Genomic DNA, 25,488 nt, shown 5'->3' with positions numbered 1-25,488 from the left:
TCAGGTCTCCGGTTTGTGGTCTTCAGAATAACGGACATAGGCAAAATGGCGGCCGTCCGGGGCCCAGGGGGGCACGTTCAGCGCACCTTGTCCGCCAAAGATTGCGCCAAGCACGCGCGGCGCGCCGCCGCCGCTTGGCATGAGTTTGAGGGTCACGGACACGCCGAAGGGATGACCTTCGGTGCCCGCAGGATAGGCGATGTAGAGCACATGCCGCCCGTTCGGGGAGGGATGCGGGAACCAGTCCACCTCCGGGCCATGAGTCATGCGTTCGGGGTTGGAGCCGTCAGCGGCCATGCGCCACAGGTCCATGGTTCCGCTCAGGTCGGAGTTGAACCAGATAAAGGCCCCGTCCGGCGTATAATCCGGCCCGTCGTAATGGTGGCGGCTGGTGATCAGCAGTTGTTCGTCGCCGCCATCGCGCGCGCAGGTCGCGATGCCGAACTGATCGTCGCGCACGCAGGCATAGGTGTGACGCGCGCCGTCCGGGGAAAACCCGTGCCACCAGCTTGGCACCTCCTGCGTGATCCGGCGCGGCGTGCCGCCGCCCGCTGGCACGGTGTAGATGCAGGACTTGCCGGTTTCCGTCTTGTCGCTGAAGGCGAGCAGGGTGCCATCCGGCGACAGCCCCTTGTCATTGTTCAGCTGCGCAAAGCCGGTGTCGATCTCCTGCAGGCTCGGTGCCCCGATGACCACATGATACGCCCGGCCCGCCGCATTGACGATCAGCGCGTCGCCCGACGGCGCCCAGTTCGGCGCTTCGATATGCCGCTCGGTTTCGAGCAGGCAGTGTACGCGGCCCGTCTCGCTGTCCATGATTTCGAGAAACGCGGTCATGCGTTGGCCCCTGTGCTGCAAGGGTCGTGACGCACATAGGCAAAGCGCGCGCCATCCGGGGACCAGCAGGGCGAATTCATGCTGCCATTGCCGCCCTGAAACGATCCGAGCGTCCGCACTTCGCCTCCCTGTTGCGGCATCAGGTGCAGCGTCACCGGAGCGTCATGCAGATGGCCACGGGTGCCGGGCGCAAAACTGAGAAAACAGACATGCCGCCCATCGGGGGAGGGGTGTGGGAACCAATCGGCGCGTGGGCCTTGGGTCATACGGTGCAGCGCGCCGCCCTGCGGATCCGCGCGCCACAGGTCCATGGTGCCGGCCCGATCCGAGTTGAACCAGATCGCCGCGCCATCGGGGGTGAACTCCGGGCAGTCGTAGTGGTGGCCGTCCCCCTCGGGTCCGCCCAGCACAAGTGTCTCCGTCCCGCCGTTCACCGGGCTGACACCGATGGCGAACACGTCGTCCCGAATGCATGAGTAGATGATGTCTGACCCATCCGGGGAGAAACCGTGAAACCACGAAGGCTCGGCACTTGTGACAAGGGCAGGCGTCTGCCACGCCTTACGAATGAGGAAAATGCCGGTGCGGTCGCGGCCCGCTTCGTCGTCGCGCACAAAGGCGGTCATCGCCACCATGGATCCGTCACGCGACAGGCCGTGATCATTGGACACCCGTACCGTTGCGTCGCCGGAGACAAGTTGCAGGCTGGCCTCCCCAAGCGTCAGGCAATAGAGCCGTCCGCCACCATTGACATAAAGCCGCCGTCCGTCCGGGCTCCAGTTCGGGGACTCGACCCGGAAGTTCGCCTCCAGCAGGATCTCGGTCCTGCCGCTGTTCACGTTGTATGCTTCGACCACCGAATGCGTCATTCCCACACCTCACCATAATCAAACCGTGTAAACTCTGCGGGCGTGCCTTGCCCGGTGATGTCGAAACCCGCCATGCCGACAAAGTTGCCGGTAAAGCTGCCGTGTTCTCCGCGCCCGCCTTCATCAGACAGAACGCTTGCGTCAAGCGCAGAGCCGACCGGGGTCCAGTCGTCGCCTTGCCGCACAAAAAACTGCTGGCGGGCGTGATCCACCTGCACCGCAAGATCGACCGGGCCGGGGCCGACGGGGGTTGGCGTGACCGGGAAGGTCAGGCGGCCCTCGGGATGATCGCCCTCACAGGACAGGATCGTCACCGCCCGCCCGATCTGCGGCTCGTGCGTTACGGCAAGGAAGTGGAACTTGAAGCGGTTGTAATAGGTGACCAAGCCCGCCGCCTGTTGATAGCCGGTTGGGTCAAAGGCCGAGAGCGTGGTCTCGGCGCGGTAGCGGAAGTAGGTCTGCCGCCGCGCCACCAAAGCCTGTTCGAACCAGCTTCCGATGCTTTCCCGCCCGATCAGCCGCAGCGCCGAGCCGGTCAGCTCGAAAATCCGTTCCGGGTGAGGGGTGCGCAGCCATTGGAACTCCGGCGGCAGCGTGGGTTTGCTGAAAACGCGGGTGATGAAGGGCGCGGAGGGGCGTGTCTCTGGCCCCGGCACAATCTCGCGCGGGGCCTGATCGTCTGTTTCAAGGTACAGCCAGTCATCACGCCAGACACAGCGCTCGATCCCGGTTTCGCGCCCCATGGGGGAAAAGCCGCTGCCCGCGCGCTTGCCTGCCGCATCAATCGGCCGCGAGCACAGGAACGTGTGCCATGTCTCGCCGTCCGGTGTTTCCACCAGTTGCCCATGCCCGGCCCGTTGCAGCGCATTGTCCGGCGCGTCTTTGGTTGTGATCGGATGCAGGTCCGGGTGCAGCTCATACGGCCCCCACAGATCCCGCGCCCGCGCCATGGTGACCGCGTGCTCATAGCCGGTGCCGCCCTCGGCGGTGGTCAGATAATACCAGCCGTTCCGCTTGGAGAGATGCGGCGCTTCGACCAGCCCGTGTGCGGTGCCGGGGAAGATATTTCGTACCGGCCCGGTCAAACCGCCCTCAGGCGACCATTCCTGACAGAGAATGCCATCAAACGCCGGGCTTTTCGGGTGGCCGCCGATGCTGTCCGTGCGGTGGTTCCACTGCATGTTGATGAAATACTTGCGCCCGTCGTCGTCATGAAACAGCGAAGGGTCAAAGCCGCTGGAGTTGACATAGACCGGATCGCTCCACGGCCCTTCGATCTCCTCGGCCCAGACGATGTAATTGTGCGCATCCTTGAAGTTGCCGTCAAAACGCTTCACGTCCGTATAGACCAGCCAGAACCGCCCATCCGCATAGCTCAGGCACGGCGCCCAGACACCGCAGCTGTCGGGATTGCCGCGCATATCCAGCTGGCTGGCGCGGTTCAACGGGCGTGCGGCGAGGCTCCAGTTCGCCATGTCCGTCGAGCGGTGGATCTGCACGCCCGGGAACCATTCGAAGGTGGACGTGGCGATGAAATACTCCGACCCCCGCCGACAGACCGACGGATCAGGGTTGAAACCGGGCAGGATCGGGTTGCGGATCATCTCTTGTCGTCCTGTGTCTTGTCTGGGCCGCGTCCCGGGCTTGGCCCGGGACCTCGTGGAAAGCGTACCCGTGAGGCCCCGGCGCAAGGCCGGGGCGCGATGGCTTGGGTCAGACCAGCAAGGCCTGCGCGTCGTCCGGAGAAAGCGCGGCCGGGCGCTCGCAGCGGGTCTGCATGGTCATCCACGCCCGGTCTTCCCCGGCCTGCAGGATCGCCGTCATGACCTCGACCACATGAGTGGCCAGCTCCTGGCTGCAGCGATGCGGGCGGCCCGCGAGGATCGCCTGCGCCATATCCGCCAGCCCGGCACAGCGGTAATTCGCCCGTGGAATGTCGCGCCCGTCGTTTGTGTTGCTGACACTGAACGGATGGCCGCGCTCCGCCACAACCTCTTCGCCCTCTGGCTTGGCTAGCACCACATCACCGCCAAAGAAGTTCGGATCAGGCACGTAGAGCGAGGCATCAAGGCCATAAAGCTCCATGTTCGGGTGCCGATGCGCCTTCACATCCCAGCTTGCGCCGAAATTGATGATCGCGCCGTTCTCGAACTCCAGAAGCGCCTGAATGGTTGTTGGCGTATCCACCGGAATCTGCTCACCATCCCGCGGCCCGTTGCCGATGGTCCGCGTCTCGCGCCCTTTGCCGGTCATCGCAGCCACGGCTTTCACCGGGCCAATGAGTTGCACCAGATTGGTGATGTAATAGGGGCCGAGATCAAGGATCGGCCCGCCCCCCGGCTGGAAGAAGAAATCCGGGTTCGGATGCCAATGCTCCATGCCGAAGGACAGCACATGGCAGGTGCCGCCCCGGATCGCCCCGGTGCTGCCTTCGTCAAGCACGGCGCGTGCCAGCTGATGCGCGCCGCCCATGAAGGTGTCCGGCGCAGAGCCGACCCGCAGGCCTTTTTCCTCGGCCAGTTTGCGCAGGTTCTCGCCCTCTTCGAGCGTGAGCACAAAGGGCTTTTCCGAATAGGAATGTTTGCCCGCTTCCAGAATGCGCCTTGAGACCTCGTAATGCGCCGCCGGGACGGTGAGATTGACAATGATATCAATGTCATCGGCGGCCAGAAGCCCCTCCACCGTCTCGGCCCGCAGACCAAACTCCTCGGCCCGTGCTTTTGCCGCGTCCGCGTTGAGATCGGCGCAGGCGCGCATCTCGATGCCTTTGAACAGCGGCGCAAGTGTCATGTAAGAGGCAGAGATGTTGCCGCAGCCAATCACGCCGATACCTAAAGTGCTCATGCCTCAGAACCCTTTGAAATTGTTGATGGACCGGGTGGCGAAACGGGCGGCGTCCGAAGGTTTGTCATGCTCCATGACAAACAGCTCGACCCCGGCCCCGCGCAGGGCCGTCATAAGCCCGGCCCAATCCATGGTGCCCAGCCCCACATCGGCCCAGCCGTCCTCGTCTTCGCACTGCCCTTCGGGCGCGATGTCCTTGACGTGGGCGGCGGTGATGCGGCCCTTGTAGGCCTCGATCCACGCCATGGGATCGCCGCCGCCGCGCACCACCCAGGCCACGTCCATTTCCCATTCCATGTCCGGGGCCTCTTCGAGCAGGATCTTCATGCCCTCAGCCTCGTTGAAAAACTCCCAGTGGTGATTGTGCCAGCCAAAGGCAAACCCCGCATCGCGCACCTTGGCCGAGGCCGTCTGGATCCGCGCCGCCAGCGCCTTCCACGCCGCCGGATCAGCAGCGTCCTTGCGCAGGTCATCCTCCGGGGCCGGGCAATAGAGCCGCTCCATCCCCAGTGTTTTCGCCGCCGCCAGAGTCTGGTCCAGCCCTTCTTCAAAAGAGGTGATGGGGAAGAAATGCCCGGACGGCATGCTCAGGCCATTCTCGTCCAGCAGCGCCTTGAAGGCGGCCGGATCCGCATAGACCCCACCAAAGCCCTCCACCTGCGTATAGCCCAGATCGGCCAGCGTTTTCAGGGTCCTGTCCCACGGCCCGGCATCGCGCGCCGAATAGAGTTGAAACGATACGTCCATCTGTCTTGTCCTCTTTGCGCCTCTTACAGGCGCGCCTCGCTTGATTTGTCGAAAAGATGTGCGCGCTCGGCGCTGAACCCGATGGGCAGGGCGCTGCCCGGTGTGACGCTGGCCTGACCGTCCATGCGCACCCAGAGCTTCTGCTCACCCACCCGCACCCGCGCGAGCGTGTCCGAACCGAGCGGCTCCACCAGCTCGATGGTGCTGTCGAGACGGATCGGCATCTCTGCCGCCGCCGCGCCAGAGGCGATATGCTCGGGCCGAATGCCAAAGACCGCCGGGGCCGTGCCGGGCTCTGCGGCAAAACCGTAGCCTTCCAGCGCAAAGCTGCCCACGTCGCTGGCAAAGCTTCCGCCGCTCACCACGCCATCAAGGAAATTCATCGACGGCGAGCCGATGAACTCCGCAACATAGAGGCAATTGGGGCGGTTGTAGATTTCATGGGGCGCCGCGAATTGCAGCACATGCCCGCCTTTCATGATCGCAATCCGGTCCGCAAGCGTCATGGCTTCGATCTGATCATGGGTCACGTAGATCATCGTGTTGCCGAGCGTGGCGTGCAGCTGCTTGATCTCCACCCGCAGATCGGCGCGCAGCTTGGCGTCGAGGTTGGACAAAGGCTCATCAAACAGGAACACATCCACGTCCCGCACCAAGGCGCGCCCGATGGCCACGCGCTGCCGCTGACCACCCGAGAGCGCGGCAGGCTTGCGCTTGAGCAACGGCTCGATCTGCAAAACCTCCGCCGCCCGCGCGATCTTGGCCCGGATCTCATCCTTCGGCACACCCGCATTCTTCAGACCAAAGGCAAGGTTCCCCTCCACGGTCATCTGGGGGTAGAGCGCGTAGGACTGGAACACCATCCCGATCCCGCGCTTGCTCGGCTCTTCCCAGGTGACGTTCTGCCCTCCGATAAAAATCTGCCCGGCGGTCACATCGAGCAGCCCGGCAATGCAGTTGAGCAGGGTGGACTTGCCACAGCCCGAGCTGCCGAGCAGAACGACGAACTCACCCTGCGCCACGTCGAGGTTGAGGTCCTTGAGAACCCGCACTGCGCCAAAGCTCAGGTCGAGGTTCTTGATAGAGATACTTGGATCACTGGCGGTCATGTCATCGGCCCCATGTGTGTGTCGAATTGAGAGGTCTGACTGGCAAAGCTGCGGCTTGCGCTTCTTTGGGCCAAAAATACCTCGGGGTTCCGGGGCAGAGCCCCGGCCTACAGGAGATGGTACGCGCAACAAATGTCACCCTTTGACAGCTCCCGCCGCGATCCCGCGGACAAACAGCTTGCCGGAGACGAAGTAGATCACCAGCGGCACCAGCCCGGTCAGCAGGGTCGCCGCCATGTTGACGTTGTATTCCTTCACGCCCTGCACGGAGTTGACGATGTTGTTGAGCTGCACGGTCATTGGGTAGAGATCCGGCTTGGTGTAGATCACGCCGAACAGGAAATCGTTCCAGATCCCCGTGACTTGCAGGATCATCGCCACCACGAAGATCGGCAGGCTCATGGGCACCATGATCTGCCAGTAGATCTGCCAGAACCCCGCGCCATCGACCCGCGCCGCCTTGAACAGCTCTTCAGGCAGGGCGGTGAAGTAGTTGCGGAACAGCAGCGTCAGGATCGGCATGCCGAAGATCGAATGCACGATCACCAGCCCCCAGAGCGAGCCATAAAGACCAATCTCGCGCAGGATGATCACCAGCGGGTAGAGCATCACCTGGTAAGGGATGAAGGCCCCGAAAATCAGGATGGTAAAGAACATGTCCGCGCCTTTGAACCGCCAGTTGGCCAGCGCATAGCCATTCACAGAGGCGATCAGGATCGAGACCAGAACCGACGGCACGGTGATCTGGACAGAGTTCCAGAAGCCGCGCGACAGCCCGTCACAGTTGAGCCCCGTGCAGGCCTGCGACCAGGCTTTGACCCATGGCTCGAAAGTGATCTCCACGGGCGGCGCAAAGATGTTGCCGAGCCGGATTTCCGGCATCCCCTTGAGCGAGGTCACGACCATCACATAGAGCGGCAGCAGGTAGTAGAGCGCCACCACGATCAGCGTGCCGTAGATCAGGATATTGTTGCGCGACAGGCGCTTGCGGGGTTTCGGGCCTTGCGGGCCGCTCAGCGCGTTCTGTGCAGTGTCAGCCACGTTTCTTGCCTCCGAATTCCAGCATCGCCCAGGGGATCACCACGATCAGCACCGCCAGAAGCATCATGGTTGAGGCCGCAAAGCCCTGTCCGAGGTTCTGGCCGCCGAACATGTAGTCGTAGACGTATTTTGCGGGCATTTCCGTTGCGATGCCCGGGCCGCCGCCGGTCTGGGCAACGATCAGGTCATAGACCTTGACGATGCCCGAGGCGACGATCACCAGCGTGGTGATGAACACCGGGCGCATCATCGGGATGATGATGAAAATGTAGGTCTTCCAGGCCGGGATGCCGTCCACTTTTGCGGCTTTCCAGATGTCCTGATCAATACCGCGCAGCCCGGCCAGCATCAGCACCATGATCAGCCCGGTGCCCTGCCACAGCCCGGCAATCAGCACGCCGTAGATGGCAATCTCGGCGGTGTAGAGCGGGTCAAAGTCGAAGCTTTCCCAGCCAAGCGCACGAATGACGCTCTGTACCCCCAGATCGGGGTTGAGCAGCCATTGCCAGACAAGGCCGGTCACGATGAACGACAGGGCAAAGGGGTAGAGGATGATGGTTCTGAAGGTGTTCTCGAAGCGGATTTTCTGATCCATCAGTGCCGCGAGGATGAAACCGATCACAAAGCTCAGAACCAGCATGCAGGCGCCGTAGATAAACAGGTTCTCGATCGAGATCATCCAGCGGCGGCTGCCCCAGAGGCGCTCGTACTGGTCAAGCCCGATGAACTTCCACTTCGGCAGAAGACCGGACTTGGTGAAACTGTAGGCCACGGTCCAGATCGTTCCGCCGGTGAACACCACAAGGGCGGTCAGGATCATCGGGATCGCCGCGATCTTGGCATTCAGGTTGCGGAAGAGGGACTTTGGGCGTGAAGCGGCCATGGGCGCCTCCCAGGGTTCGTCTATTTGTCAGGCAGAGCAGGGCAGGGACCCGCCGCGCAGGAGGAGCGCAGCGGGTCTTGATATCGCCGGATCGATCAGTCAGCGTCGGCGATAATATCGGCGAACCGCGCCTGCGCGGCTTCCGGGGTCATGCTGGCGTCAGCAAAGAACTCGGTGAACAGTTCTTCGATCTGCGTGCGCGTGTCGGAGGAAACCAGCTGGTTCACATCCGGGATCGCATCGCCCGTGGCCAGAATGTCGAGACCCTTTTGCATGCAGTCATTGGCGGTGGAGAGGTCCACGTCGCCGCGCACCGGCAGAGAGCCTTTCTTGAGGTTGAAGGCCACCTGTGTTTCCGGCTCCAGCAGCAGCGCCGCCAGTTCGCCCTGCGCGGCGTTCAGATCGCCATCGCTCAGCACCGGGAAATAGAAGGCATCGCCGCCCGCCTGCAGCGTCTTGTTCACGCCGAGGCCCGGCAGGCAGGTGTAGTCCTCGCCCGCGGTCATGTTTGCGACCTGGAACTCGCCCTGCGCCCAGTCCCCCATGATCTGACCGCCCGCCTTGCCGGTGATCACCATGTTGGTAGCCTGGTTCCAGTCCTGCACGTTGGAATCGGCACTCATGGCGCGCGCGTCTGCGGCGGCGGCAAAGATGCGCGCGACCTCGGGCCCGGCGGCCTTGTCCGCGTCCTTGTCACCGTAAACGCTCAGGTAAACGTCCTTGGGCAGGAGCGAGATCATCATGACGTTGAACGCGCCGCTCTGCTGCCAGCCCTGCTGACCCATGGCCAGCGGCACGATGCCCGCGGCCTGCAGTTTCGGTGCGGCGGCGGCAAACTCGTCCCAGTTGGTCGGCACGGCCACGCCTGCGTCTTCATAGGCCTTGTGGCTGAGCCAGAGCCACTGCCACGAATGGATGTTGAGCGGCGCGCAATAGACCTTGCCATCAACGGTGCAGGCATCAAGCAGCGACGGCGGGTTGATCACCTCACGCCAGTTGCCCGCCTCGGCAATCTCGGTCAGATCGCGCATCAGGCCCGCTTCGACCAGCTCCTCGGCCTGACGGCCATGGTTGAACTGCGTGGCCGCCATCGGATCGCCGCCGGTGATGCGGCTGATCATGATCGGGCGCGCGGTGCTGCCGGAGCCCGCAATCGCGCCGTCCACCCAGTTGTGTTCGGTTTTTTCATTGAATGCCTTGGCCAGCTCGCCCACGGCGGCGGCTTCGCCACCGGACGTCCACCAGTGGGTGACCTCCAGATCGGCGGCAGAGACGGCACCGGCGGCGCAAAGCGCTGTGGTGCCTGCAAAAACAGTGCGCAGGATGTTCATTGTTCGTCCTCCCATGGCCGCCTCCCTGCGGCCGTTTTTGTTGCGTGATGACCCGTGAGGCCACCTGTGCAACCGCTCCTCGTTTCCCTTGAAGCGGCTTTGTAATCGTTTACATTTACCGCTGGACTGTGGCGAATGAAAACGATTACAATGATCATCATCCGTCAGGGCCCCACTTGTCAAGAGTGTGATTCTGCGGCGCCAACAGGGGGAAATGATGGCTCAGAAAACGGTCCGAATTCAGGATGTTGCCCGCGCCGCCGGGGTTTCCACGGCGACGGTCAGCCGGGCTTTGTCCAATCCTGACATCCTCTCGGAACGCGCTCGCAAGGCGGTTCAGGACGCGATTCGGGAGACCGGATACCGGGTGAATCAGGCGGCGCGCAATCTGCGCAAACAGCGTGCCGGGGCGCTTCTGGTTCTGGTGCCAAACCTTGGCAACCCGTTCTTTTCGCAGATCCTCGCGGGCATCAGCGCGCGCGTCGAAGGCACGGATTACGCGGTGCTGATCAAGGACACCGAAGGGCTGTCGGACGGGCAGGGGGCTTTGGTCGATTACGTGCTCGATTCGCGCGTCGACGGGATCATTTCGCTCGATGGGAGCCTGAGCGCGGCAGAGCTGTCTGCCTTTGCGGCGGGCGGCGCGGATGGGCGGCTGGTCTTTGCCTGTGAATGGGTCGCGGATAGCCCGCTGCCGTCCGTGCGCAGTGACAACGCCGAAGGCGCGCGGCTTGCGGTGCGGCATCTGCACGGGCTGGGCCATAGCCGCATCGCCCATGTGACCGGGCCGGAGGGCAACGTGCTCACCGCCGCGCGGCGCACCGGAATGCTGGAAGAACGCGACCGCCTCGGCCTGCCGGGACGCAGCGACTGGATCATGCGGGGCAATTTTTCGATGGAGTCGGGGCAGGCCGCCGCGCGCCGGATCATCGCAATGCAGGACCGCCCCTCGGCGGTGTTCTGCGCCTCCGACATGGTTGCCTTCGGCCTGATCGCCACGCTGACCGAGGCAGGCATCCGCGTGCCGCAGGACATCTCGGTGATCGGGTTTGACGATATCGAAATGTCGCAGTTTTTCATCCCGGCGCTGACCACCATCCGGCAGGATCGGCGCACTTTGGGCGTGCGTGCGGCGGAGCTGCTTCTGAGCCGCCTGCAAACCCCGGAAGCCGAGCCCGGAGAGGCAGGCGCAGTGGATCTGGTCGGCGTGGAGTTGATCGCGCGCGCCAGCACCGCCCCGCCCGCCGGATGACCCTAACCAACCCGCAATTGACCTTCCCGGCGTTCTGGCGTCAAATTCGGGTCCCATAGGCCCGCGCGCAATAAGACTGTCAGGACATGCCCTTGCACACCCCATGGATTGCCTTCGCCGCTCTCGCCCTCACGGGCGCAAGCCCCGCCGTTGCGGGCTGTGTCGATTTCACCGAAAGCACAACGCCGCCGCGCGCGCGCATCTGCATCGACAGCGCCTGCGCCGAGACCACCCAGACCTACCTGTGTTCCACTGCGAACCAGGCTTCGGCGGGCTATGCCAACGGCATGCACGTGCAGGAGGACGTCTCGGGCGGCACGAGCACCATTTCCATTCTGGTCAATGACGTGGTCCTGCCGAAAGAGCAGCACGAAAACATCACCTGCAACACCTTGCCGGACGGGCTGCCCTGCGATTTCTTCCCGACCTCCAACATGAATGCGGTCAGCCTGAACTGGCTGACGAGTTCCTCGCCGCTCGATGGTCTTTGCGTCGAGCGCGCCATCGAAGGCTGTGACGGGGCGCTTTCCCCATTCAAGGGTGGGCGGCTGGCGATCTGCGGCTCGACTTGTCGGCTGAGCAACCCGGTCAACGTGCGCAACATGGATGCCACGCTCTACGATCTGGCCTGCGCCGTGCCGGAAAGCGTGCCGGTGGCGCTGACCTCTGACCGGGTCATGGTGCTCAAACAGACGGACATGGCCGGAGAGGCCAGCCTCGCCTTTGTCACCGAAAGCTGGACTGCGCCAATTGTGCCGTGCCCTTGAGGCCGGGCGCCGGAATTTAAGAAAATTCCGGGTCAAATTCTTTACAGCGTTTCCAGTTTACATAGAATCAACAAGCATCACCAATGGCTTGAGAATGCGAAGCGTGACAGAGCATTGGTGATCCAATCATAACTGGAAACGCTCTAAAAAGAATTTGTCAGAGCCCCTTGGCCACGCTCCTTAGTTCGAACTTCTGAATTTTGCCTGTCGAAGTTTTGGGAAGTTCCATAAACACCACCTGTTTGGGCGTCTTGAACCCGGCCAGCCTCTCGCGGGCAAAGGCGATCAGGTCCGACTCGGACACCTCATGCCCGTCTTTCAGCTCGACAAAAGCGCAGGGCACCTCGCCCCATTTCTCATCGGGCTTGGCCACCACGGCGCAGAGCAGCACCGCGTCATGGTTCATCAGGCAACCTTCAACCTCGACTGATGAGATATTCTCGCCACCCGAGATGATGATGTCCTTGGCCCGATCCGCGATCTGCACGTAGCTGTCCGGGTGCTGGATGGCGATGTCGCCGGAGTGGAAATAGCCGCCCGCAAAGGCCTCTTCCGTCGCGGCCTCATTCTTCAGGTAGCCTTTCATCACGCCGTTGCCCCGGAACATGATCTCACCCTTGGTTTCGCTGTCGCGGGTGACCGGGGCCAAAGCCTCGTTGGTGACAACCACCTCCTCCATGAAGGGCATCGCCACGCCCTGCCGTGCCTTGATCGCCGCGCGGTCTGCGCCTTCCAGCGGCTCCCACTCGTCTTTCCAGGTGCATTCCGTCGCCGGGCCATAGACCTCGGTCAGCCCGTAGACCTGCGTGACGTTGAAGCCCATCGGCTCGATCTTGGCCAGCGTCGCCGGGGCCGGGGGCGCGCCCGCGGTAAAGACCTCTACGACGTGATCGAAATCGCGCTTTTGCTCCTCCGGCGCATTCACAAGCGTATTCAGCACAATTGGCGCACCGCCAAAATGGGTGACGCCCTCATCGGCAATCGCGTCAAAAATCGCAGGCGCGGTGATGTCTCGGCAGCAGATGACCGTGCCGCCAAGCGCGGGCATCATCCAAGTGTGGCACCAGCCGTTGCAATGGAACAGCGGCACGATGGTCAGGTACTTCGGATGCAGCGTCATGCGCCAGCTGAGCACCTGCCCCATGGCGTTCAGATAAGCCCCCCGGTGATGGTAGACGACACCCTTGGGCCGCCCGGTGGTGCCGGAGGTATAGTTGAGCGCAATGCTTTCCCACTCGTCCTCCGGCATGACCCAGTCGAAATCCGGATCACCTGAGGCCAGCAGCGCCTCGTACTCTGTGTAATGGCCATGCCCGTGCACCCCGGCCTGATCATCCGCCACTTCGATGATCTGCGGGGCGGGGCCGTCCATGCGCTCGACCGCCTCGGCCAGCATGGGCAGGAACTGCGGATCGCACAGGACAACCTTGGCCTCGCCGTGGTCTAGAATGTAGGCGACCGTATCGGGATCAAGCCGCGTGTTGATGGCGTTCAGGACTGCCCCGCAGGCGGGCACTCCGAAATGCGCTTCGGCCTGCGCCGGGATGTTCGGCAGGATCGTTGCCACCACATCTCCCGAAGCCACCCCGAGCTTGGACAGAGCCGAAGCCAGACGGCTCACCCGCTCCGCATACTCGGCATAACTCTTGCGATGCGCGCCATAGACCACCGCCGGATGATCCGGCCAGATGCCAACCGCACGCTTCAGAAAGGACAGCGGCGTCAGCGGCACATAATTCGCTGCCCGCTTGCCAAGACCGGTCTCATCGCGCATCCAACCCATATCGTCCCTCCCGTCAGATTTCGGGGGATAATGACGAGGGTTTCAACTGGTGAAAAGTCCGATTTGCGGTAGACAGACAACATGATCATTTCTCCCGGCCGCGGCTATATCTTCGTGCACATCCCCAAAACCGGCGGCACCTCGCTGGCGCTGGCCCTTGAGAGCCGCGCGCACAAGGATGACATCCTGATTGGCGACACGCCAAAAGCCTTGAAACGCCGTGGGCGGCTGAAAGGGCTGACACCGGCGGGACGGCTCTGGAAACACGCGAGTTTGGCAGATATCGACGGGATCCTGAGCCCTCAAGAGATTGCCGGGCTGCAGATTGTCACCCTTGTGCGCAATCCCTGGGACCGGATGGTGAGCTACTACCACTGGCTCGGCCAGCAAGGCTTTGACCACGCGGCCGTCACGCTTGCCAAAACGCTCGGCTTCGCAGACTTCCTTCACCACGATCACACGGTCCAGACGATCCGCGGCTGGCCCGTGCGCCGCTACCTCACCGACGCGGCCGGGGCAGAGCACCCGGCCTACTGCCTGCGGCTCGAACATCTTGCCGAGGACGCAGAGAGACTTTGGGCGCTCCTTGGCTTCCGTCTTGATATTCCCCACGAAAACCGCTCGCACCGCCGCAGGTATCAGGACTACTATGATGAGGGGCTCGCGGATCACGTGGCGGATATCTGCGCCGAGGATATCACACGCTTCGGGTACAGTTTCGAAACATGAGCCCGGCTCTTTATCGTTGTTGCGGAGGGTGGCCGGGTATGCCTCCGGCGGGGATATTTCTGGCACAAAGAAACAAGGGCGATCAAAAAGACCCGCCCCGATTGCTCGGTGGCGGGTCGGAAGCCAAGGCTTCTTCGTGCACGGTCATCGGCGTCCCCGCCTGTACCGTGCCCGCAGGGTGGCCGATTAAGGTTAACACCGTGTTTCTTTGTGCCAAAAATATCCTGGGGAGCCCGCAGGGCGGGGCGAAGCCCCAAGTGGGGTCTGGGGGCCACGCCCCCAGTGATCAATGTGCGCTGAAAGGCGCTCCTTTTGAGAACGGTCAGGGAATTGGGGCGAAGAGGGCGTCTTTCATGGAGCAGTCTTTCACCACGTCGCGCCCGCAAGGCACGGGGTCGAGCTCTTTGGACAAACACACGCGCGCCTCCTGGATGCGGCCTGCCTTGCAGGTGATTGTCAGCATGTCCGGCTCCAGCCCGGGGTTGTCCTTCAGGAAGGCTTCCTCCACCAGCGACGCGGGCAGGGTCACCGCCTTGTCGAGTTTGCGGAACACCGCTGGCCGCGTGATGCTCTCATACGCCTGCCGTGCAAGGGCGAAGTAGTCCGGCGCTGAGAGCCCCGAGCACACCCCGTGTTTCTTCCACTGGTACCAAGCCAGCCCCGACGTGCCCATGATATCCGCCATCTCTGCTGTCATGGCCCGCGAGGGCTGGCGCGCGTCGGTGCGGCAGTAGGACGGCCAGCCGCGGTGGTACTGCGGCCAGAGCCCATGCATGACCCAGCCGAAATCCGCCTCCGCGTCGCATTGCGGTGAACCCCGCCCGTCGCCTTCCAGAGCGCACCATGTGGGCGACCACGACAGCGACAGCACGTAATAATCAAACTCCCCGGCCTTTTCGCCCTCGGCCGAAACCATCCCCGCCCAGAGCGCCAACGCCCAAACCAGAACCACACGCATTTTCTCTTCCTTCTTTGGCTCAATGGGACTATAGAGCCTTCAGGTTTCCCTACAACGGCAACTCGTCCCGGAAAAGCGGGGCCGCCCTGATCCGGCACACCGGATTGAGGCGAGGAGCGAAATATTGCCGTTTCACAAGCGTTTGCACGGAGGCACGCATGGCCAAACTTCTGCACCCCAAGGCGACCGCCGTCTGGCTGGTCGACAACACCACGCTCAGCTTCAAGCAGATCGCGGACTTCACCGGGTTCCACGAGCTGGAAATTCAGGGCATCGCCGATGGCGACGTTGCGGCGGGCGTCAAGGGCTTTGACCCCATCGCCAACAACCAGCTGGTTCAGGACGAGATCGACCAGGCCGAGAAGAACCCGCTCTACAAGATGAAGCTCAAGTACAACGCCGCCGCGCAAGACGAAGAGAAGCGCCGCGGTCCGCGTTACACGCCGCTCTCCAAGCGTCAGGACCGCCCGAACGCGATCCTCTGGCTGGTCAAGTTCCACCCGGAGCTGGCCGACAGCCAGATTGCCAAGCTGGTCGGCACCACCAAGCCGACGATCCAGTCGATCCGCGAGCGCACCCACTGGAACATCCAGAACATGCAGCCGATTGACCCGGTTGCGCTTGGCCTGTGCAAGCAGTCCGAGCTGGATGCCGCCGTGGCCAAGGCAGCGAAGAACAAGGATGCGGTCATGACCGATGACGAGCGCCGCAAGCTGGTCTCCACCGAGCAAAGCCTCGAGATGGACGCCGAGCCGCGCCTGCCGTCCGCCATCGAAGGTCTGGAAAGCTTCAGCCTCTCCGATCCGCGCGGCGAGGACGACGACGAAGACACCCGCAGCGACAGCGATTTTGCAGACGCCGACAGCTTCTTCAACTTGCCCTCGGGTGGGGATGAAGAGGACGACGAAGACGACAAGTAAGCCGCGTCCTTCGCGACAAACAGAAGCCCCGGTCGCATTGGCCGGGGCTTTTTCGTGGGGCGGGGATGAGGGTCCGGGCAAAAGGAGACATGGAATGGCGTGGGGCGTCGAGCCGGACATGATGCAGGCCTTTCACATCGACGGGAGTCTTCGTGACAACTATGTCTTTGAGGCGACAGAGGCGGACTGGGCACGGTTGGTCGAGGCCTTGCGGGCGCAGGGTGCGGGGTATTTTCGGAAAGGTGAGAAGAGGCCGTTCCCGAAAGACTGCACCGATCTGTTTCGAGGAGATGCGCAGCATCTGTTCCGGATTGACCTGAACGGCATTGCTGTGAACTGCCATGCCTTCACGGTCGGGGAAATCGAGCTGGATGTTGCGCCGGATGACGTCTCAACCCCGGCCCAGGCGTCACAGGTTTTGGCCTTTATGGCAGACATTGGGGAAGCGCTTGGCAAACCGGTCGTTCTTACGGAAGAGAATGGCCGCCACCATGTCTGGTTCCGTTACGATCCAGTGCGGGCGTTGATGACGTACGGTTTGGATGGAAGGCAGGTTGTTTGGACGGGCGGGTATTAAGTCACGCATTGATCGACGGCTCTCCCGGCGTCAGCTCCAGCGAAAGGCCCCGCCCTTCCACCCATCCCCACACGCCCCAGCTGTTGTCCCAGACAACGCGGCGGCCGGAGCCGCCGGGCAAGGCGATGACCTGCAATGAGCCGACAATGCCATCCGTGTCCGTGTCTTCGAGCGACAGGGCAGTGATGCGGTCAAACGTGAAGGTAACCACCGCGTGGTTTTCGCAGACAAAGACCCCGCTTGTGTCCACACGGTCTGTCATTGTCCAGCTGTGAAGCTTCAGAAACCCCGGAGCATCCGGTGACACATCATGTGCGAAGAGTTCGGCATCGTGAAACCTTGGGACGCGGCCAAACCATTGAATAACCGATCTTGCGCCGGGCAGGGCGCGAAACGTGCTGCCATCAACTGTAGCCATTCAACGACTTCACCCTACAACTGCGCGCCGAGGGGCTGGCGATTTCTTGCCCCCCTCACTGATAATGCTTGTTGCGGCTCATCTTGCCAAGGCCGGGGTTGAGCGAGTTCGTCGGGTCGATGCTCTGGTAGAAGGCGGCGAGATCCGGTTTGGCTTTGTACAGGTGCCCGACGTTGTGCTCCGCCGGGTATTCCGCGCCGCGCTGGTCGAGGATTTCCAGCATTTGCGCCTTCAACGCCTTCGCGTCCACGCCCTTCTTCACGATGTAATCCTGATGCAGCACGTGGCAGAAGAAATGCCCGTAGTAGAGCTTGTGGGTGATCTGTGCGTCGATCTCCTCGGGCAGCACTTCGAACCAGTCTTCGTCATTGCGCCGCAAGGCGATGTCGAGCGCCAGCACATCTTCGGACTGGCCAAGATGCGTGTTGTGAAAGCGGATCGCCGCGCCTGCCGCCGCGAAACGGTGCAGCCCGGCCAGCTTGCCCTCGCGCGGGGTGCAGGCAAAGAAATCCCCTTCGTGCTCCGCGAAATGCGCCTTGAGATAGCGCTCCGCCTCTTCGATGCCGCCGTCTTTCATCTTCAGGATCAGGTGGTGTTCATAGCGTTGCCGGAACGCCATGACACGATCCGGCAGCACCTTGGGCCAGACGCGCGACAGGGTTTGCATGACGTGATCGGTCAGGTTTTTCGGCAGCAGCGGCAGTTTGTTCAGCCGCGCATCCACCGCGCCCTTGATCGCGAAGAACAGCGGCAGGCGGTCGGTGCCGAGCTTGTCGATCATCACCAACGTGTCCTTGCCGTACCGCTCTGAAATATCAAAGCAATCCGCGTGCATATACTCGCCGCTCACCGGCAGGTTTTCGAACCCCGAGAGGACGTCGCGCCGCAGTTTGCCCAGAACCTTCGTGTCATTGGTGCCGATATAAAACACCTGTTCGCGGTCGTTTTTCGGGTAGGTGTCGAGCCGCACCGCAAAGACCGCCAGCTTGCCCGCGCAGCCCGCCGCCTCGTAGAGCCGCCGCTTGTCAGCGTTGAAGCGGGCCGGGCTGGCGGCGTCCACGTCGCGCACGCGCTCCACATATCCGGTGTCGGAGGCCTTGAGGTTGGTGGTTTGCCCGGTGGTGTCGAAATCGCCTTTCTCAAGCCGCATCAGGATCTCTTCGGGCGTATCCCCGAGGTCGATCCCGAGGTGGTTGACCAGCTCCAGCCCCTGATCCGTGACCTGCGCAAAGAGCGACAGCTCCGTATAGCTCGGTCCGCGTTCGATCAGCGCGCCGCCGGAGTTGTTGCAGACCCCGCCGACGATGGATGCGCCGATGCAGCTTGACCCGATCACCGAATGCGGCTGGCGGCCCAGCGGATCGAGCATCTGTTCGAGCCGGAACAGGGTGGCGCCGGGGAAGCTCAGCACCTGCTTGCCACCGTCCAGCAGCTTGATCTCGTCCATGCGTTTGGTCGACATCACCACCACGTCCCGGTCATAGCTGCCCTTTGGCGTCGAGCCTTCGGTCAGCCCGGTGTTGGCGGCCTGCATGATCACGATCTTGTCCGCCGCGACGCAGGCCTGAAGCACCTGCCATTGCTCCAGCAGCGTGCCGGGCCGCACCACAGCGATGGCCGCGCCCTGGCCGGAGCGAAAGCCCTTGCAATAGCGCTCCATGGCCTTGGGATTGGTCAGCACATGTTTGCTGCCACAGATGTCGGTGAAGCGGGCGATCAGGTCTTGGTTGGTCATAAGAGTCCCCGGTCTGGAGGCATGGCTGAGCCGCGGCGGGTAGGGGGCTGCGACGCAAAATGGATGTTTTGGTAAGAATTGTTTACCACATCCCCGCATCTGGGTTCAACCCGATGTGGAGGGAACCTCTGCGTTCAGCCTGCGGCAAATGCGCTTTTTGGTTTCCCGCTTGGGGCAAAACCCGTAGGATCAGCGCAATTGAGAGGCAGAGCAGCCCACCCATGACCGCACTGAAGGAATTTGACCGGCTTGAAGCCACCGGCCTCTGGCGCGCCACGCCGGAGGATCAGCGGCGCGAGGTGATTGTCTCTTTGGGCGATGCCACGCTGACGATTTCGACCATCTCCGGCGAGATCCTCGATCATTGGTCGCTGGCGGCGGTGAACCGGTCCAATGGCACGGCGGTCCCGGCCATCTACCATCCCGATGGGGATCCGGGCGAGACGCTGGAGCTGCCGGCCTCCGAGACGGAAATGATCACCGGCGTTGACCGTCTGCTGAAGGCCATCGAGAAACGCAGGCCCCGCCCGGGCAAGCTGCGGCTTGTGCTGGGGCTCGGCTTTGCCGCCGCACTGGCGGCGGGGGCGGTGTTCTGGCTGCCCGACGCCTTGGAGCGCTACGCGGTCACGGTGGTGCCCCCGGTGAAACGGGCGGAAATCGGCAACACGCTCTTGACCCATATGACCCGCGTCACCGGCGCGCCGTGCCGGGCGTCCGATGCGCTGCGTCCGCTGGACCGGTTGGCGGTGCGCCTTCTTGGGCCGGGCCGCGAAGGGGCGGTGGTGGTGGTGCCGCAGGGCGTCGCTGAAAGCGCGCATCTGCCGGGCGGGTTGATCCTGCTGGGGCGCGCGGTGATCGAAGACCACGAGGACCCGGATGTGGCGGCGGGCTATATCCTCGCGGAAACCGTGCGCGGTGCGGCGAGCGATCCTCTGGCGGATCTGCTCGACCATGCCGGGCTGATGGCGAGCCTGCGGTTGATCACCACCGGGGCCCTGCCGGACGAAGTGCTGTCCAGCTACGCCGAAGTGCTGCTGACACGGGCGCAGAGCGAGCCTGCCCTTGAGGCGCTGCTGGTGGCCTTTACCCGCGCCGAGGTGCGCAGCACGCCTTATGCCTACGCCCGCGACATCACCGGCGAGAGCACCTTGCCCCTGATCGAAGCCGACCCGCGCGCAGGCCAGGCCAGCCGCGCGGTTCTCAGCGATTCCGACTGGGTGCGGCTGCAAGGGGTCTGCGGGGCCTGAGGCGCGGATTTCTGGCTTGAAACGGCCGTTCATCTCACCACAGGCTCGGAATCAAGGCCGCAGGCCGCCGCGCCTATCGACGGGCCGTCCGCACGGCACGGCGATTGGGTTGTCGTATCGACCTACACCGGCCTAGCGCACCAGTGGCCGGGATAAATCGAGGGGATCAACGGTTACATCGCCATGCCACGGCCCGTCGATAGGCGCGGCATGAGCTCTAACCCTGAGGTCCCGGATCAAGTCCGGGACGAGGTCGGCTCAACGTCCCCTTCAGCCCAGAAACCGCCCCCTAGCCACGCGCTGCCCAATCCGCTACGCTTGCCCCAAGGCCCGCTCGCAGGGGGCCACCTGATCCGCGGAAAGCGCGCGCACCTGCCTCAGACTGACGACCGACCATATTCGGTTTTCTCTTGCCCGAACCGGCGGATCGCGGGCCACTGAGACAGAGGAACCCGGATCATGTCTGATCTCTCCCTTGATGACCTGCGTTTTGCGGCCAAACGTTTGCATCGCGCCTTTATCGCCCGTGACACATGGGCCGTGGAACAACTCAAGCAATACCCGCCCGGCAAACCCGCCGAGGCGCTCACGCGCGCCGACTTTTTGCATATCATCGCCCGCGAGCAGGGCTTTGCCAGCTGGCCAAGGCTGAAGAGCGCGGCTGAAACGCTCGGCCTTGACCGCGCCACTGCGCAGCAGCGGCTCAAGATCGCGCTCTACCACGGCCAGACGCCACAGGTTGACGCGTTGCTGGACCGCTTCCCCGATCTTGCCGACGGGCTGTTTGGCCTTGAATGCGCGCTCTACCGACGCGAGGCCGTTGAGGCCGCGCTGGCCAAAGACCCTGCGCTGGCCACCACGCAGATCGGCCCGCGCCGCCCGATCCTGCACCTGGCATTTTCCAAATGGATCCACGCCCGCCCGGAGCTGGAGGCAGACATGCTCGCCATCGCCCGGATGCTTGTCGATCATGGGGCTGATGTGAACGATGGCTACCCGTTTGAACCCGGCTCCGATCATCTGTTGTCGGCGCTTTACGGGGCGATTGGTCATGCGAACAACATGGTGCTGGGGCGCTGGCTGCTCGATCATGGGGCGAACCCCAATGACAACGAATCGCTCTACCACGCGACGGAGCTGGGCCATCTGGACGGGCTGACCTTGCTGCTTGAGGCCGGGGCGGACCCGGCGGGCACCAATGCGCTGTTTCGCGCGATGGACTTCAACGATCACGCGGCGGTTGAGTTGTTGCTACGGTATGGTGCGAAGGTTGATGACTACAACGCCGGACCGGTCGGGGGCGAATTGCCCACGGTGATCCCCGCGATGCACCAGGTCGCGCGCCGGAGCTGTGATGCGGCGATGGCGCGGCTGGTGATCAAAGCCGGGGCGGAGCCATCGGCGCGCTGGAACGGCGTGTCGGCCTATGAAATGGCCGTGGTCATGGGCAATGCGGCGGTGGCGCAGGCGCTGCGCGAAGCGGGTGCGGATACGCGGGTCAGCCCGGAGGCCGCGCCCTTGGTTGCCGCGGTAGAGGGGCGGGACGGGCCGTTCATCGATGAGGCCAGACTGCCCGCCGCCTTCCAGTATTTGCTGAACGATATGCTGCATCTGCCCGGACGGCTGCCACATATGAAAGCGCTGGTGGCGCGCGGGCTGCCCTATGACCGGCCCGATGCGCATGAGCAGATCACCCCAACCCATGTGGCCGGGTGGATCGGCGATCCGGAGGCGCTGGTCTGGCTGCTTGGCTTGCGGCCGGACATGTCTTTCGTCAACGGCTATGGCGGTACGTTGCTTGGCACCATCGTGCACGGCTCGGAGAACAATCCGGGCCGGGAGAGCGGCGATTACATCGCCTGCCTGAGGCTGGCGCTGGAGGAAGGTGTGGCCCTGCCGCGCGCGCAGATCCGGGGTGCCGGGCGCTCTGACGTGTCAGAGTTCCTTTCGGGCTGGGCCGAGGCGCATCCCGGTCAGGTTGTCTGACCCCGGGCGGGGCAGGCCGGGCCTGCCCCCCCTTTTCGCACGCGCGAACTTTCTTTTGTATAGGCTGCATTACCCCTATGGGCAGGCGCGCGACTTTGTGTATCATCTCCTGCGGGTCAGTGCAGGTCAGGACGGTATGAAAGAAACGGTGATCCAGAAGTTGGGAAGAGACGCAACGCGCGCCTCCGGCCTTGGAGCGCGCCATCTCTGAGACCATCGTGATCCACGCCCTGCCGGTTGGTGGAGGCATCCTTGCGCTCTCGCCTCTGCCCGGGGCCGGGGGCGACTACGAAGGGGATCTGGCGCATATCGCCAGCTGGACCCCGGCCTTTGTCATCACGCTTGTGACCAATGTCGAGCTGTTCGAGGCGGGCGCGCAGAAGCTCGGGCCGGATATTGTTGATCACGGCACACGGTGGGTGCATCTGCCGGTGCGCGATTTTGACGTGCCCAACAGCAACTTCGACAACGACTGGCCCGAGGTGTCCGAACGCGCGCGGCGCGCGCTGATGGGCGGCGGGCGGGTGCTGGTGCATTGCCGGGGCGGGTGCGGGCGATCCGGCATGGTGGCGCTGCGGCTGATGATCGAAGCCGGCGAAGCCCCGGACGAGGCGCTGGAGCGTCTGCGCAATGTCCGCCCCTGCGCCATCGAGACCGACGAACAGATGTCCTGGGCTTTGAAAGCACAGCGGCAACCGGCGGTATTCGTGCGCCACAACGAGTAAGCGCCGGACCTTGCCTTCCCCGCGCGACCGCCTATTCTGACGCGAACATTTCGCAAACATCCGGCAGTCCCGCATGACCCGTCGCAACGATCCCATCGAGGCCCTGATCGCGCTTATGGCCCGCCTGCCGGGCCTTGGCCCGCGCTCGGCGCGGCGGGTGGTGCTCTACCTGATCCGCAAGCGCGCGCAGGTGCTCCGCCCTCTGGCCGAGGCGATGATGGCCGTCTCCGAAAGCGCCCGCGAGTGCCTGAACTGCGGCAACGTCGGCACCTCCGACATCTGCGAGATCTGCGAGGACACGCGCCGCGCCAACGGTATCTTGTGCGTGGTCGAGGAGGTCTCGGACCTTTGGGCCATGGAACGCGCGGGCGTGTTCAAAGGGCGGTATCACGTGCTGGGCGGGACGTTGTCTGCGCTTGAAGGGGTCGGGCCGGAGGACCTGCGCATTCCTGGGCTGATCAACCGGCTGGAAACCGAAGAGATCACCGAGGTGATCCTCGCCCTGAACGCCACCATCGACGGCCAGACCACCGCCCATTACATCGCCGATCAATTGCCCGGGCAGGTCACCGTCACGACATTGGCGCAGGGCGTGCCTATTGGCGGGGAACTGGATTATCTCGACGACGGGACAATCTCGGCGGCACTGAACGCGCGGAAGACGTTTTGAGCGGTTGTTTTTCGGGGGCATGGAGCGCGCGCCCGTCCCGGACTTGATCCGGGACCTCAGGGTTAGAGCACAAGCCGCTCCTATCGACGTGCCGTGCGGACGGCCCGTCGATAGGAGCGGCGGCCTGCGGCCTTTGTTCCGCGCCTGAGGGGGGCAAACCGCCCCGCCAGGTCAACGCCGCCTCGCCGTCACTCCCCCATGGACGCCGCCGCGCTCTGAGCATACCTTAGGCCTGACTCCCGAGACAGGACGCCCATGACCGAGACCGACGCCCCCGCCGAATACCAGGTGCTTGCCCGCAAGTACCGCCCCGAGACCTTTGCCGATCTCGTCGGGCAGGACGCCATGGTCCGCACCCTGCGCAACGCCTTCAAGGCCGACCGCATCGCGCAAGCCTTTGTCATGACCGGTATTCGGGGCACGGGTAAAACCACCACAGCGCGGATCATCGCCAAAGGCATGAACTGCATTGGTGAAGACGGGCAGGGCGGGCCGACCACCGATCCATGCGGCAAATGCGAGCATTGCACCGCCATCATGGAAGGGCGGCATGTGGATGTCATGGAAATGGACGCCGCATCCCGCACCGGCGTGAACGACATCCGTGAGATTATCGACAGCGTGCATTACCGGGCGGCCTCGGCGCGCTACAAGATCTACATCATCGACGAGGTGCACATGCTCAGCACCTCCGCCTTCAACGCGCTGTTGAAAACGCTGGAAGAACCGCCCGCGCATGTGAAATTCATCTTTGCCACAACCGAGATTCGCAAAGTGCCGGTGACGGTTCTGTCGCGCTGTCAGCGGTTTGACCTGCGCCGGATCGAGCCCGAGGACATGATTGGTCTTTTGCGCAAGATTGCGGGAAGCGAGAGCGCGGAAATCACCGATGATGCGCTGGCGCTGATCACCCGCGCGGCGGAAGGCTCGGCGCGGGATGCAACCTCGCTTCTGGATCAGGCGATTTCCCACGGCGCGGGCGAGACGACCGCCGATCAGGTGCGGGCGATGCTGGGCCTTGCGGACCGGGGCCGGACGATGGACCTCTTTGAACGCATCATGCGCGGCGATGCGGCGGGGGCTTTGACGGAGCTGTCGGCGCAGTATTCGGACGGGGCGGATCCGCTTGCGGTTCTGCGCGATCTGGCGGAGCTGACCCATTGGGTGAGCGTGGTGAAGATCACCCCGGATGCGGCCGAAGACCCGACGATCTCCCCCGATGAGCGCGCGCGCGGGCTGGCTTTTGCCGATGGTCTGGGGATGCGGCCCCTGAGCCGCGCCTGGCAGATGCTTTTGAAGGCGATCGAGGAGGTCTCGAACGCGCCCAACGCCATGATGGCCGCCGAAATGGCTCTGATCCGGCTGACCCATGTGGCCGAGCTGCCCTCGCCCGAAGAGCTGATCCGCAAACTGCAGGACACGCCGCCCCCGCCGGGGCCGGGGCCGTCCGGGGGCGGGCTGTCGCATCAGGGTGGCAGCGTGACAGAGGCGCAGGGCCTGCCCGCGCCGACCCATCGCGGGCCATCGGGGCCGTCGGCCTCTTTGGCCCCTGCGGTCGCGCCGCAGAACGCGCTGGCGCATTATCCGACGTGGGAGCACGTGATCGAACTGATCCGCTCCAACCGCGATGTGAAGCTGCTGGTCGACGTGGAAAGCGGCGTGCGACTGGCGGCCTATCAGCCGGGCCGGATCGAGTTTACCCCGGCAGAGAACGCGTCCGCCAACCTCGCCCAATCACTCGGCACGGCTTTGCAGCGCTTTACCGGCAACCGCTGGGCGGTGACCTTGGTGAATGGCTGCGAGGCGGAGACGATTCAGGAAAAGCGCGATGCGGCGAAGCGGGCTTTGCATGCGGAGGCGGCGGAGCATCCGTTGGTGCAAGCGGCGCTGGCGGCTTTCCCGAAGGCGGAGATCACCGCCGTCAAAAGCGCGCAGGAGGTGGCCAGTCAGGCGCTGGAAGACGCGCTGCCCGAGGTTGAGGATGAATGGGATCCGTTTGAAGAAGACTGAGGCCGGGCGCGGCAAGATCCATCGATGGATCTTGCAAATCTCTTGCAAGA

General features: G+C 63.5%; 23 protein-coding genes. 10 read left to right on the top strand and 13 right to left on the bottom strand.

Annotation, left to right across the window (positions count from 1 at the left end):
• The 9 genes from E4662_RS01315 to E4662_RS01270 form a co-directional block, all read right to left on the bottom strand.
• Positions 1 to 837 carry a TolB-like translocation protein gene (locus E4662_RS01315; protein WP_136439442.1) on the bottom strand — a complete coding sequence of 279 codons (837 nt, stop codon included), beginning with the start codon at positions 835 to 837 and terminating at the stop codon, positions 1 to 3.
• Entirely contained in the window at positions 834 to 1,706 is an 873-nt protein-coding gene (locus tag E4662_RS23980; protein ID WP_168797859.1) for a TolB family protein, read from the bottom strand. Before E4662_RS23980 ends, E4662_RS01315 begins: the two co-directional genes overlap by 4 nt.
• Positions 1,703 to 3,310 (bottom strand): glycoside hydrolase family 43 protein, encoded by a 1,608-nt coding sequence (locus E4662_RS01300; protein WP_136439441.1) that lies wholly within the window; start codon positions 3,308 to 3,310, stop codon positions 1,703 to 1,705. The genes E4662_RS23980 and E4662_RS01300 overlap by 4 nt, the downstream gene beginning before the upstream one ends.
• A gap of 109 nt (positions 3,311 to 3,419) precedes the next feature.
• Entirely contained in the window at positions 3,420 to 4,550 is a 1,131-nt protein-coding gene (locus E4662_RS01295; protein ID WP_136439440.1) for a Gfo/Idh/MocA family protein, read from the bottom strand.
• Between the two features lie 3 nt (positions 4,551 to 4,553).
• Positions 4,554 to 5,297: a sugar phosphate isomerase/epimerase family protein gene (locus E4662_RS01290; protein ID WP_136439439.1), complete on the bottom strand. Its 744-nt coding sequence runs from the start codon at positions 5,295 to 5,297 to the stop codon at positions 4,554 to 4,556.
• Positions 5,298 to 5,320: 23 nt separating this feature from the next.
• A complete protein-coding gene (locus tag E4662_RS01285; RefSeq protein ID WP_136439438.1) occupies positions 5,321 to 6,406 on the bottom strand; it encodes an ABC transporter ATP-binding protein in 1,086 nt (361 codons plus the stop codon).
• 135 nt (positions 6,407 to 6,541) lie between these two features.
• Positions 6,542 to 7,447 (bottom strand): carbohydrate ABC transporter permease, encoded by a 906-nt coding sequence (locus tag E4662_RS01280; protein ID WP_136439437.1) that lies wholly within the window; start codon positions 7,445 to 7,447, stop codon positions 6,542 to 6,544.
• Positions 7,440 to 8,330 carry a carbohydrate ABC transporter permease gene (locus tag E4662_RS01275; protein ID WP_136439436.1) on the bottom strand — a complete coding sequence of 297 codons (891 nt, stop codon included), beginning with the start codon at positions 8,328 to 8,330 and terminating at the stop codon, positions 7,440 to 7,442. The genes E4662_RS01280 and E4662_RS01275 overlap by 8 nt, the downstream gene beginning before the upstream one ends.
• A 95-nt stretch (positions 8,331 to 8,425) precedes the next feature.
• Positions 8,426 to 9,676 carry an ABC transporter substrate-binding protein gene (locus E4662_RS01270; RefSeq protein WP_240705082.1) on the bottom strand — a complete coding sequence of 417 codons (1,251 nt, stop codon included), beginning with the start codon at positions 9,674 to 9,676 and terminating at the stop codon, positions 8,426 to 8,428.
• A gap of 202 nt (positions 9,677 to 9,878) precedes the next feature.
• On the opposite strand from E4662_RS01270, the gene E4662_RS01265 reads away from it, so the two are divergent.
• Together E4662_RS01265 and E4662_RS01260 are read left to right on the top strand one after the other, a co-directional pair.
• Entirely contained in the window at positions 9,879 to 10,913 is a 1,035-nt protein-coding gene (locus E4662_RS01265) for a LacI family DNA-binding transcriptional regulator (protein WP_136439435.1), read from the top strand.
• Between the two features lie 86 nt (positions 10,914 to 10,999).
• A complete protein-coding gene (locus tag E4662_RS01260) occupies positions 11,000 to 11,680 on the top strand; it encodes a hypothetical protein (RefSeq protein ID WP_136439434.1) in 681 nt (226 codons plus the stop codon).
• A 157-nt stretch (positions 11,681 to 11,837) separates the two neighbouring features.
• Here E4662_RS01260 and E4662_RS01255 read toward each other — a convergent pair whose 3' ends face one another.
• Positions 11,838 to 13,463: an AMP-binding protein gene (locus E4662_RS01255; protein WP_136439433.1), complete on the bottom strand. Its 1,626-nt coding sequence runs from the start codon at positions 13,461 to 13,463 to the stop codon at positions 11,838 to 11,840.
• Between the two features lie 81 nt (positions 13,464 to 13,544).
• Between E4662_RS01255 and E4662_RS01250 the strand changes: the two genes are divergently transcribed.
• Positions 13,545 to 14,192 (top strand): sulfotransferase family 2 domain-containing protein, encoded by a 648-nt coding sequence (locus E4662_RS01250; RefSeq protein ID WP_136439432.1) that lies wholly within the window; start codon positions 13,545 to 13,547, stop codon positions 14,190 to 14,192.
• A gap of 322 nt (positions 14,193 to 14,514) precedes the next feature.
• Here E4662_RS01250 and E4662_RS01245 read toward each other — a convergent pair whose 3' ends face one another.
• Positions 14,515 to 15,150: a ribonuclease T2 family protein gene (locus tag E4662_RS01245; protein ID WP_136439431.1), complete on the bottom strand. Its 636-nt coding sequence runs from the start codon at positions 15,148 to 15,150 to the stop codon at positions 14,515 to 14,517.
• 158 nt (positions 15,151 to 15,308) lie between these two features.
• On the opposite strand from E4662_RS01245, the gene E4662_RS01240 reads away from it, so the two are divergent.
• Both E4662_RS01240 and E4662_RS01235 read left to right on the top strand, forming a co-directional pair.
• Positions 15,309 to 16,070, top strand: coding sequence for a DUF1013 domain-containing protein (locus tag E4662_RS01240; RefSeq protein ID WP_136439430.1), 762 nt, complete (start codon positions 15,309 to 15,311; stop codon positions 16,068 to 16,070).
• 94 nt (positions 16,071 to 16,164) lie between these two features.
• A complete protein-coding gene (locus E4662_RS01235; RefSeq protein WP_136439429.1) occupies positions 16,165 to 16,647 on the top strand; it encodes a hypothetical protein in 483 nt (160 codons plus the stop codon).
• Position 16,648: 1 nt separating this feature from the next.
• Here E4662_RS01235 and E4662_RS01230 read toward each other — a convergent pair whose 3' ends face one another.
• Both E4662_RS01230 and dld read right to left on the bottom strand, forming a co-directional pair.
• Positions 16,649 to 17,065, bottom strand: a complete 417-nt coding sequence (locus E4662_RS01230) for a hypothetical protein (RefSeq protein ID WP_136439428.1) — start codon at positions 17,063 to 17,065, stop codon at positions 16,649 to 16,651.
• 55 nt (positions 17,066 to 17,120) lie between these two features.
• A complete protein-coding gene (dld, locus tag E4662_RS01225; protein ID WP_136439427.1) occupies positions 17,121 to 18,800 on the bottom strand; it encodes a D-lactate dehydrogenase in 1,680 nt (559 codons plus the stop codon).
• A 221-nt stretch (positions 18,801 to 19,021) separates the two neighbouring features.
• Between dld and E4662_RS01220 the strand changes: the two genes are divergently transcribed.
• The 5 genes from E4662_RS01220 (at position 19,022) to E4662_RS01200 (ending at position 25,438) form a co-directional block, all read left to right on the top strand.
• A complete protein-coding gene (locus E4662_RS01220) occupies positions 19,022 to 20,047 on the top strand; it encodes a hypothetical protein (RefSeq protein WP_136439426.1) in 1,026 nt (341 codons plus the stop codon).
• A 459-nt stretch (positions 20,048 to 20,506) separates the two neighbouring features.
• Positions 20,507 to 22,033 (top strand): ankyrin repeat domain-containing protein, encoded by a 1,527-nt coding sequence (locus tag E4662_RS01215; protein WP_136439425.1) that lies wholly within the window; start codon positions 20,507 to 20,509, stop codon positions 22,031 to 22,033.
• Between the two features lie 215 nt (positions 22,034 to 22,248).
• Positions 22,249 to 22,758 carry a protein-tyrosine phosphatase family protein gene (locus tag E4662_RS01210; RefSeq protein ID WP_136440200.1) on the top strand — a complete coding sequence of 170 codons (510 nt, stop codon included), beginning with the start codon at positions 22,249 to 22,251 and terminating at the stop codon, positions 22,756 to 22,758.
• A 73-nt stretch (positions 22,759 to 22,831) separates the two neighbouring features.
• Positions 22,832 to 23,428 (top strand): recombination mediator RecR, encoded by a 597-nt coding sequence (gene recR, locus E4662_RS01205; RefSeq protein WP_136439424.1) that lies wholly within the window; start codon positions 22,832 to 22,834, stop codon positions 23,426 to 23,428.
• A gap of 255 nt (positions 23,429 to 23,683) precedes the next feature.
• The gene (locus tag E4662_RS01200) at positions 23,684 to 25,438 is read left to right on the top strand and encodes a DNA polymerase III subunit gamma/tau (protein ID WP_136439423.1); all 1,755 of its coding nucleotides are present in this window, start codon (positions 23,684 to 23,686) and stop codon (positions 25,436 to 25,438) included.
• Positions 25,439 to 25,488: the final 50 nt, after the last annotated feature.

It is taken from the genome of Pacificoceanicola onchidii, assembly GCF_004804335.1.
In the GTDB taxonomy this organism is placed as follows: Bacteria; Pseudomonadota; Alphaproteobacteria; order Rhodobacterales; family Rhodobacteraceae; genus Pacificoceanicola; species Pacificoceanicola onchidii.
The sequence above is the reverse complement of the archived record's forward strand: the minus strand, read 5'-3'. Positions and strand labels throughout refer to the sequence as shown.

Bases quoted from the DNA above. Each gene is read 5' to 3' on its own strand.
- E4662_RS01215 (WP_136439425.1), top strand. From the start codon at position 20,507: ATGTCTGATCTCTCCCTTGATGACCTGCGTTTTGCGGCCAAACGTTTG.
- E4662_RS01315 (WP_136439442.1), bottom strand. From the start codon at position 837: ATGACCGCGTTTCTCGAAATCATGGACAGCGAGACGGGCCGCGTACAC.
- E4662_RS01250 (WP_136439432.1), top strand. From the start codon at position 13,545: ATGATCATTTCTCCCGGCCGCGGCTATATCTTCGTGCACATCCCCAAA.
- E4662_RS01295 (WP_136439440.1), bottom strand. From the start codon at position 4,550: ATGAGCACTTTAGGTATCGGCGTGATTGGCTGCGGCAACATCTCTGCC.
- E4662_RS01230 (WP_136439428.1), bottom strand. From the start codon at position 17,065: ATGGCTACAGTTGATGGCAGCACGTTTCGCGCCCTGCCCGGCGCAAGA.
- E4662_RS01260 (WP_136439434.1), top strand. From the start codon at position 11,000: ATGCCCTTGCACACCCCATGGATTGCCTTCGCCGCTCTCGCCCTCACG.
- E4662_RS01275 (WP_136439436.1), bottom strand. From the start codon at position 8,330: ATGGCCGCTTCACGCCCAAAGTCCCTCTTCCGCAACCTGAATGCCAAG.
- E4662_RS01255 (WP_136439433.1), bottom strand. From the start codon at position 13,463: ATGGGTTGGATGCGCGATGAGACCGGTCTTGGCAAGCGGGCAGCGAAT.
- E4662_RS01220 (WP_136439426.1), top strand. From the start codon at position 19,022: ATGACCGCACTGAAGGAATTTGACCGGCTTGAAGCCACCGGCCTCTGG.
- E4662_RS01200 (WP_136439423.1), top strand. From the start codon at position 23,684: ATGACCGAGACCGACGCCCCCGCCGAATACCAGGTGCTTGCCCGCAAG.
- E4662_RS01235 (WP_136439429.1), top strand. From the start codon at position 16,165: ATGGCGTGGGGCGTCGAGCCGGACATGATGCAGGCCTTTCACATCGAC.
- E4662_RS01300 (WP_136439441.1), bottom strand. From the start codon at position 3,310: ATGATCCGCAACCCGATCCTGCCCGGTTTCAACCCTGATCCGTCGGTC.
- E4662_RS01245 (WP_136439431.1), bottom strand. From the start codon at position 15,150: ATGCGTGTGGTTCTGGTTTGGGCGTTGGCGCTCTGGGCGGGGATGGTT.
- recR (WP_136439424.1), top strand. From the start codon at position 22,832: ATGACCCGTCGCAACGATCCCATCGAGGCCCTGATCGCGCTTATGGCC.
- E4662_RS01265 (WP_136439435.1), top strand. From the start codon at position 9,879: ATGGCTCAGAAAACGGTCCGAATTCAGGATGTTGCCCGCGCCGCCGGG.
- E4662_RS23980 (WP_168797859.1), bottom strand. From the start codon at position 1,706: ATGACGCATTCGGTGGTCGAAGCATACAACGTGAACAGCGGCAGGACC.
- E4662_RS01290 (WP_136439439.1), bottom strand. From the start codon at position 5,297: ATGGACGTATCGTTTCAACTCTATTCGGCGCGCGATGCCGGGCCGTGG.
- E4662_RS01270 (WP_240705082.1), bottom strand. From the start codon at position 9,676: ATGGGAGGACGAACAATGAACATCCTGCGCACTGTTTTTGCAGGCACC.
- E4662_RS01285 (WP_136439438.1), bottom strand. From the start codon at position 6,406: ATGACCGCCAGTGATCCAAGTATCTCTATCAAGAACCTCGACCTGAGC.
- dld (WP_136439427.1), bottom strand. From the start codon at position 18,800: ATGACCAACCAAGACCTGATCGCCCGCTTCACCGACATCTGTGGCAGC.
- E4662_RS01240 (WP_136439430.1), top strand. From the start codon at position 15,309: ATGGCCAAACTTCTGCACCCCAAGGCGACCGCCGTCTGGCTGGTCGAC.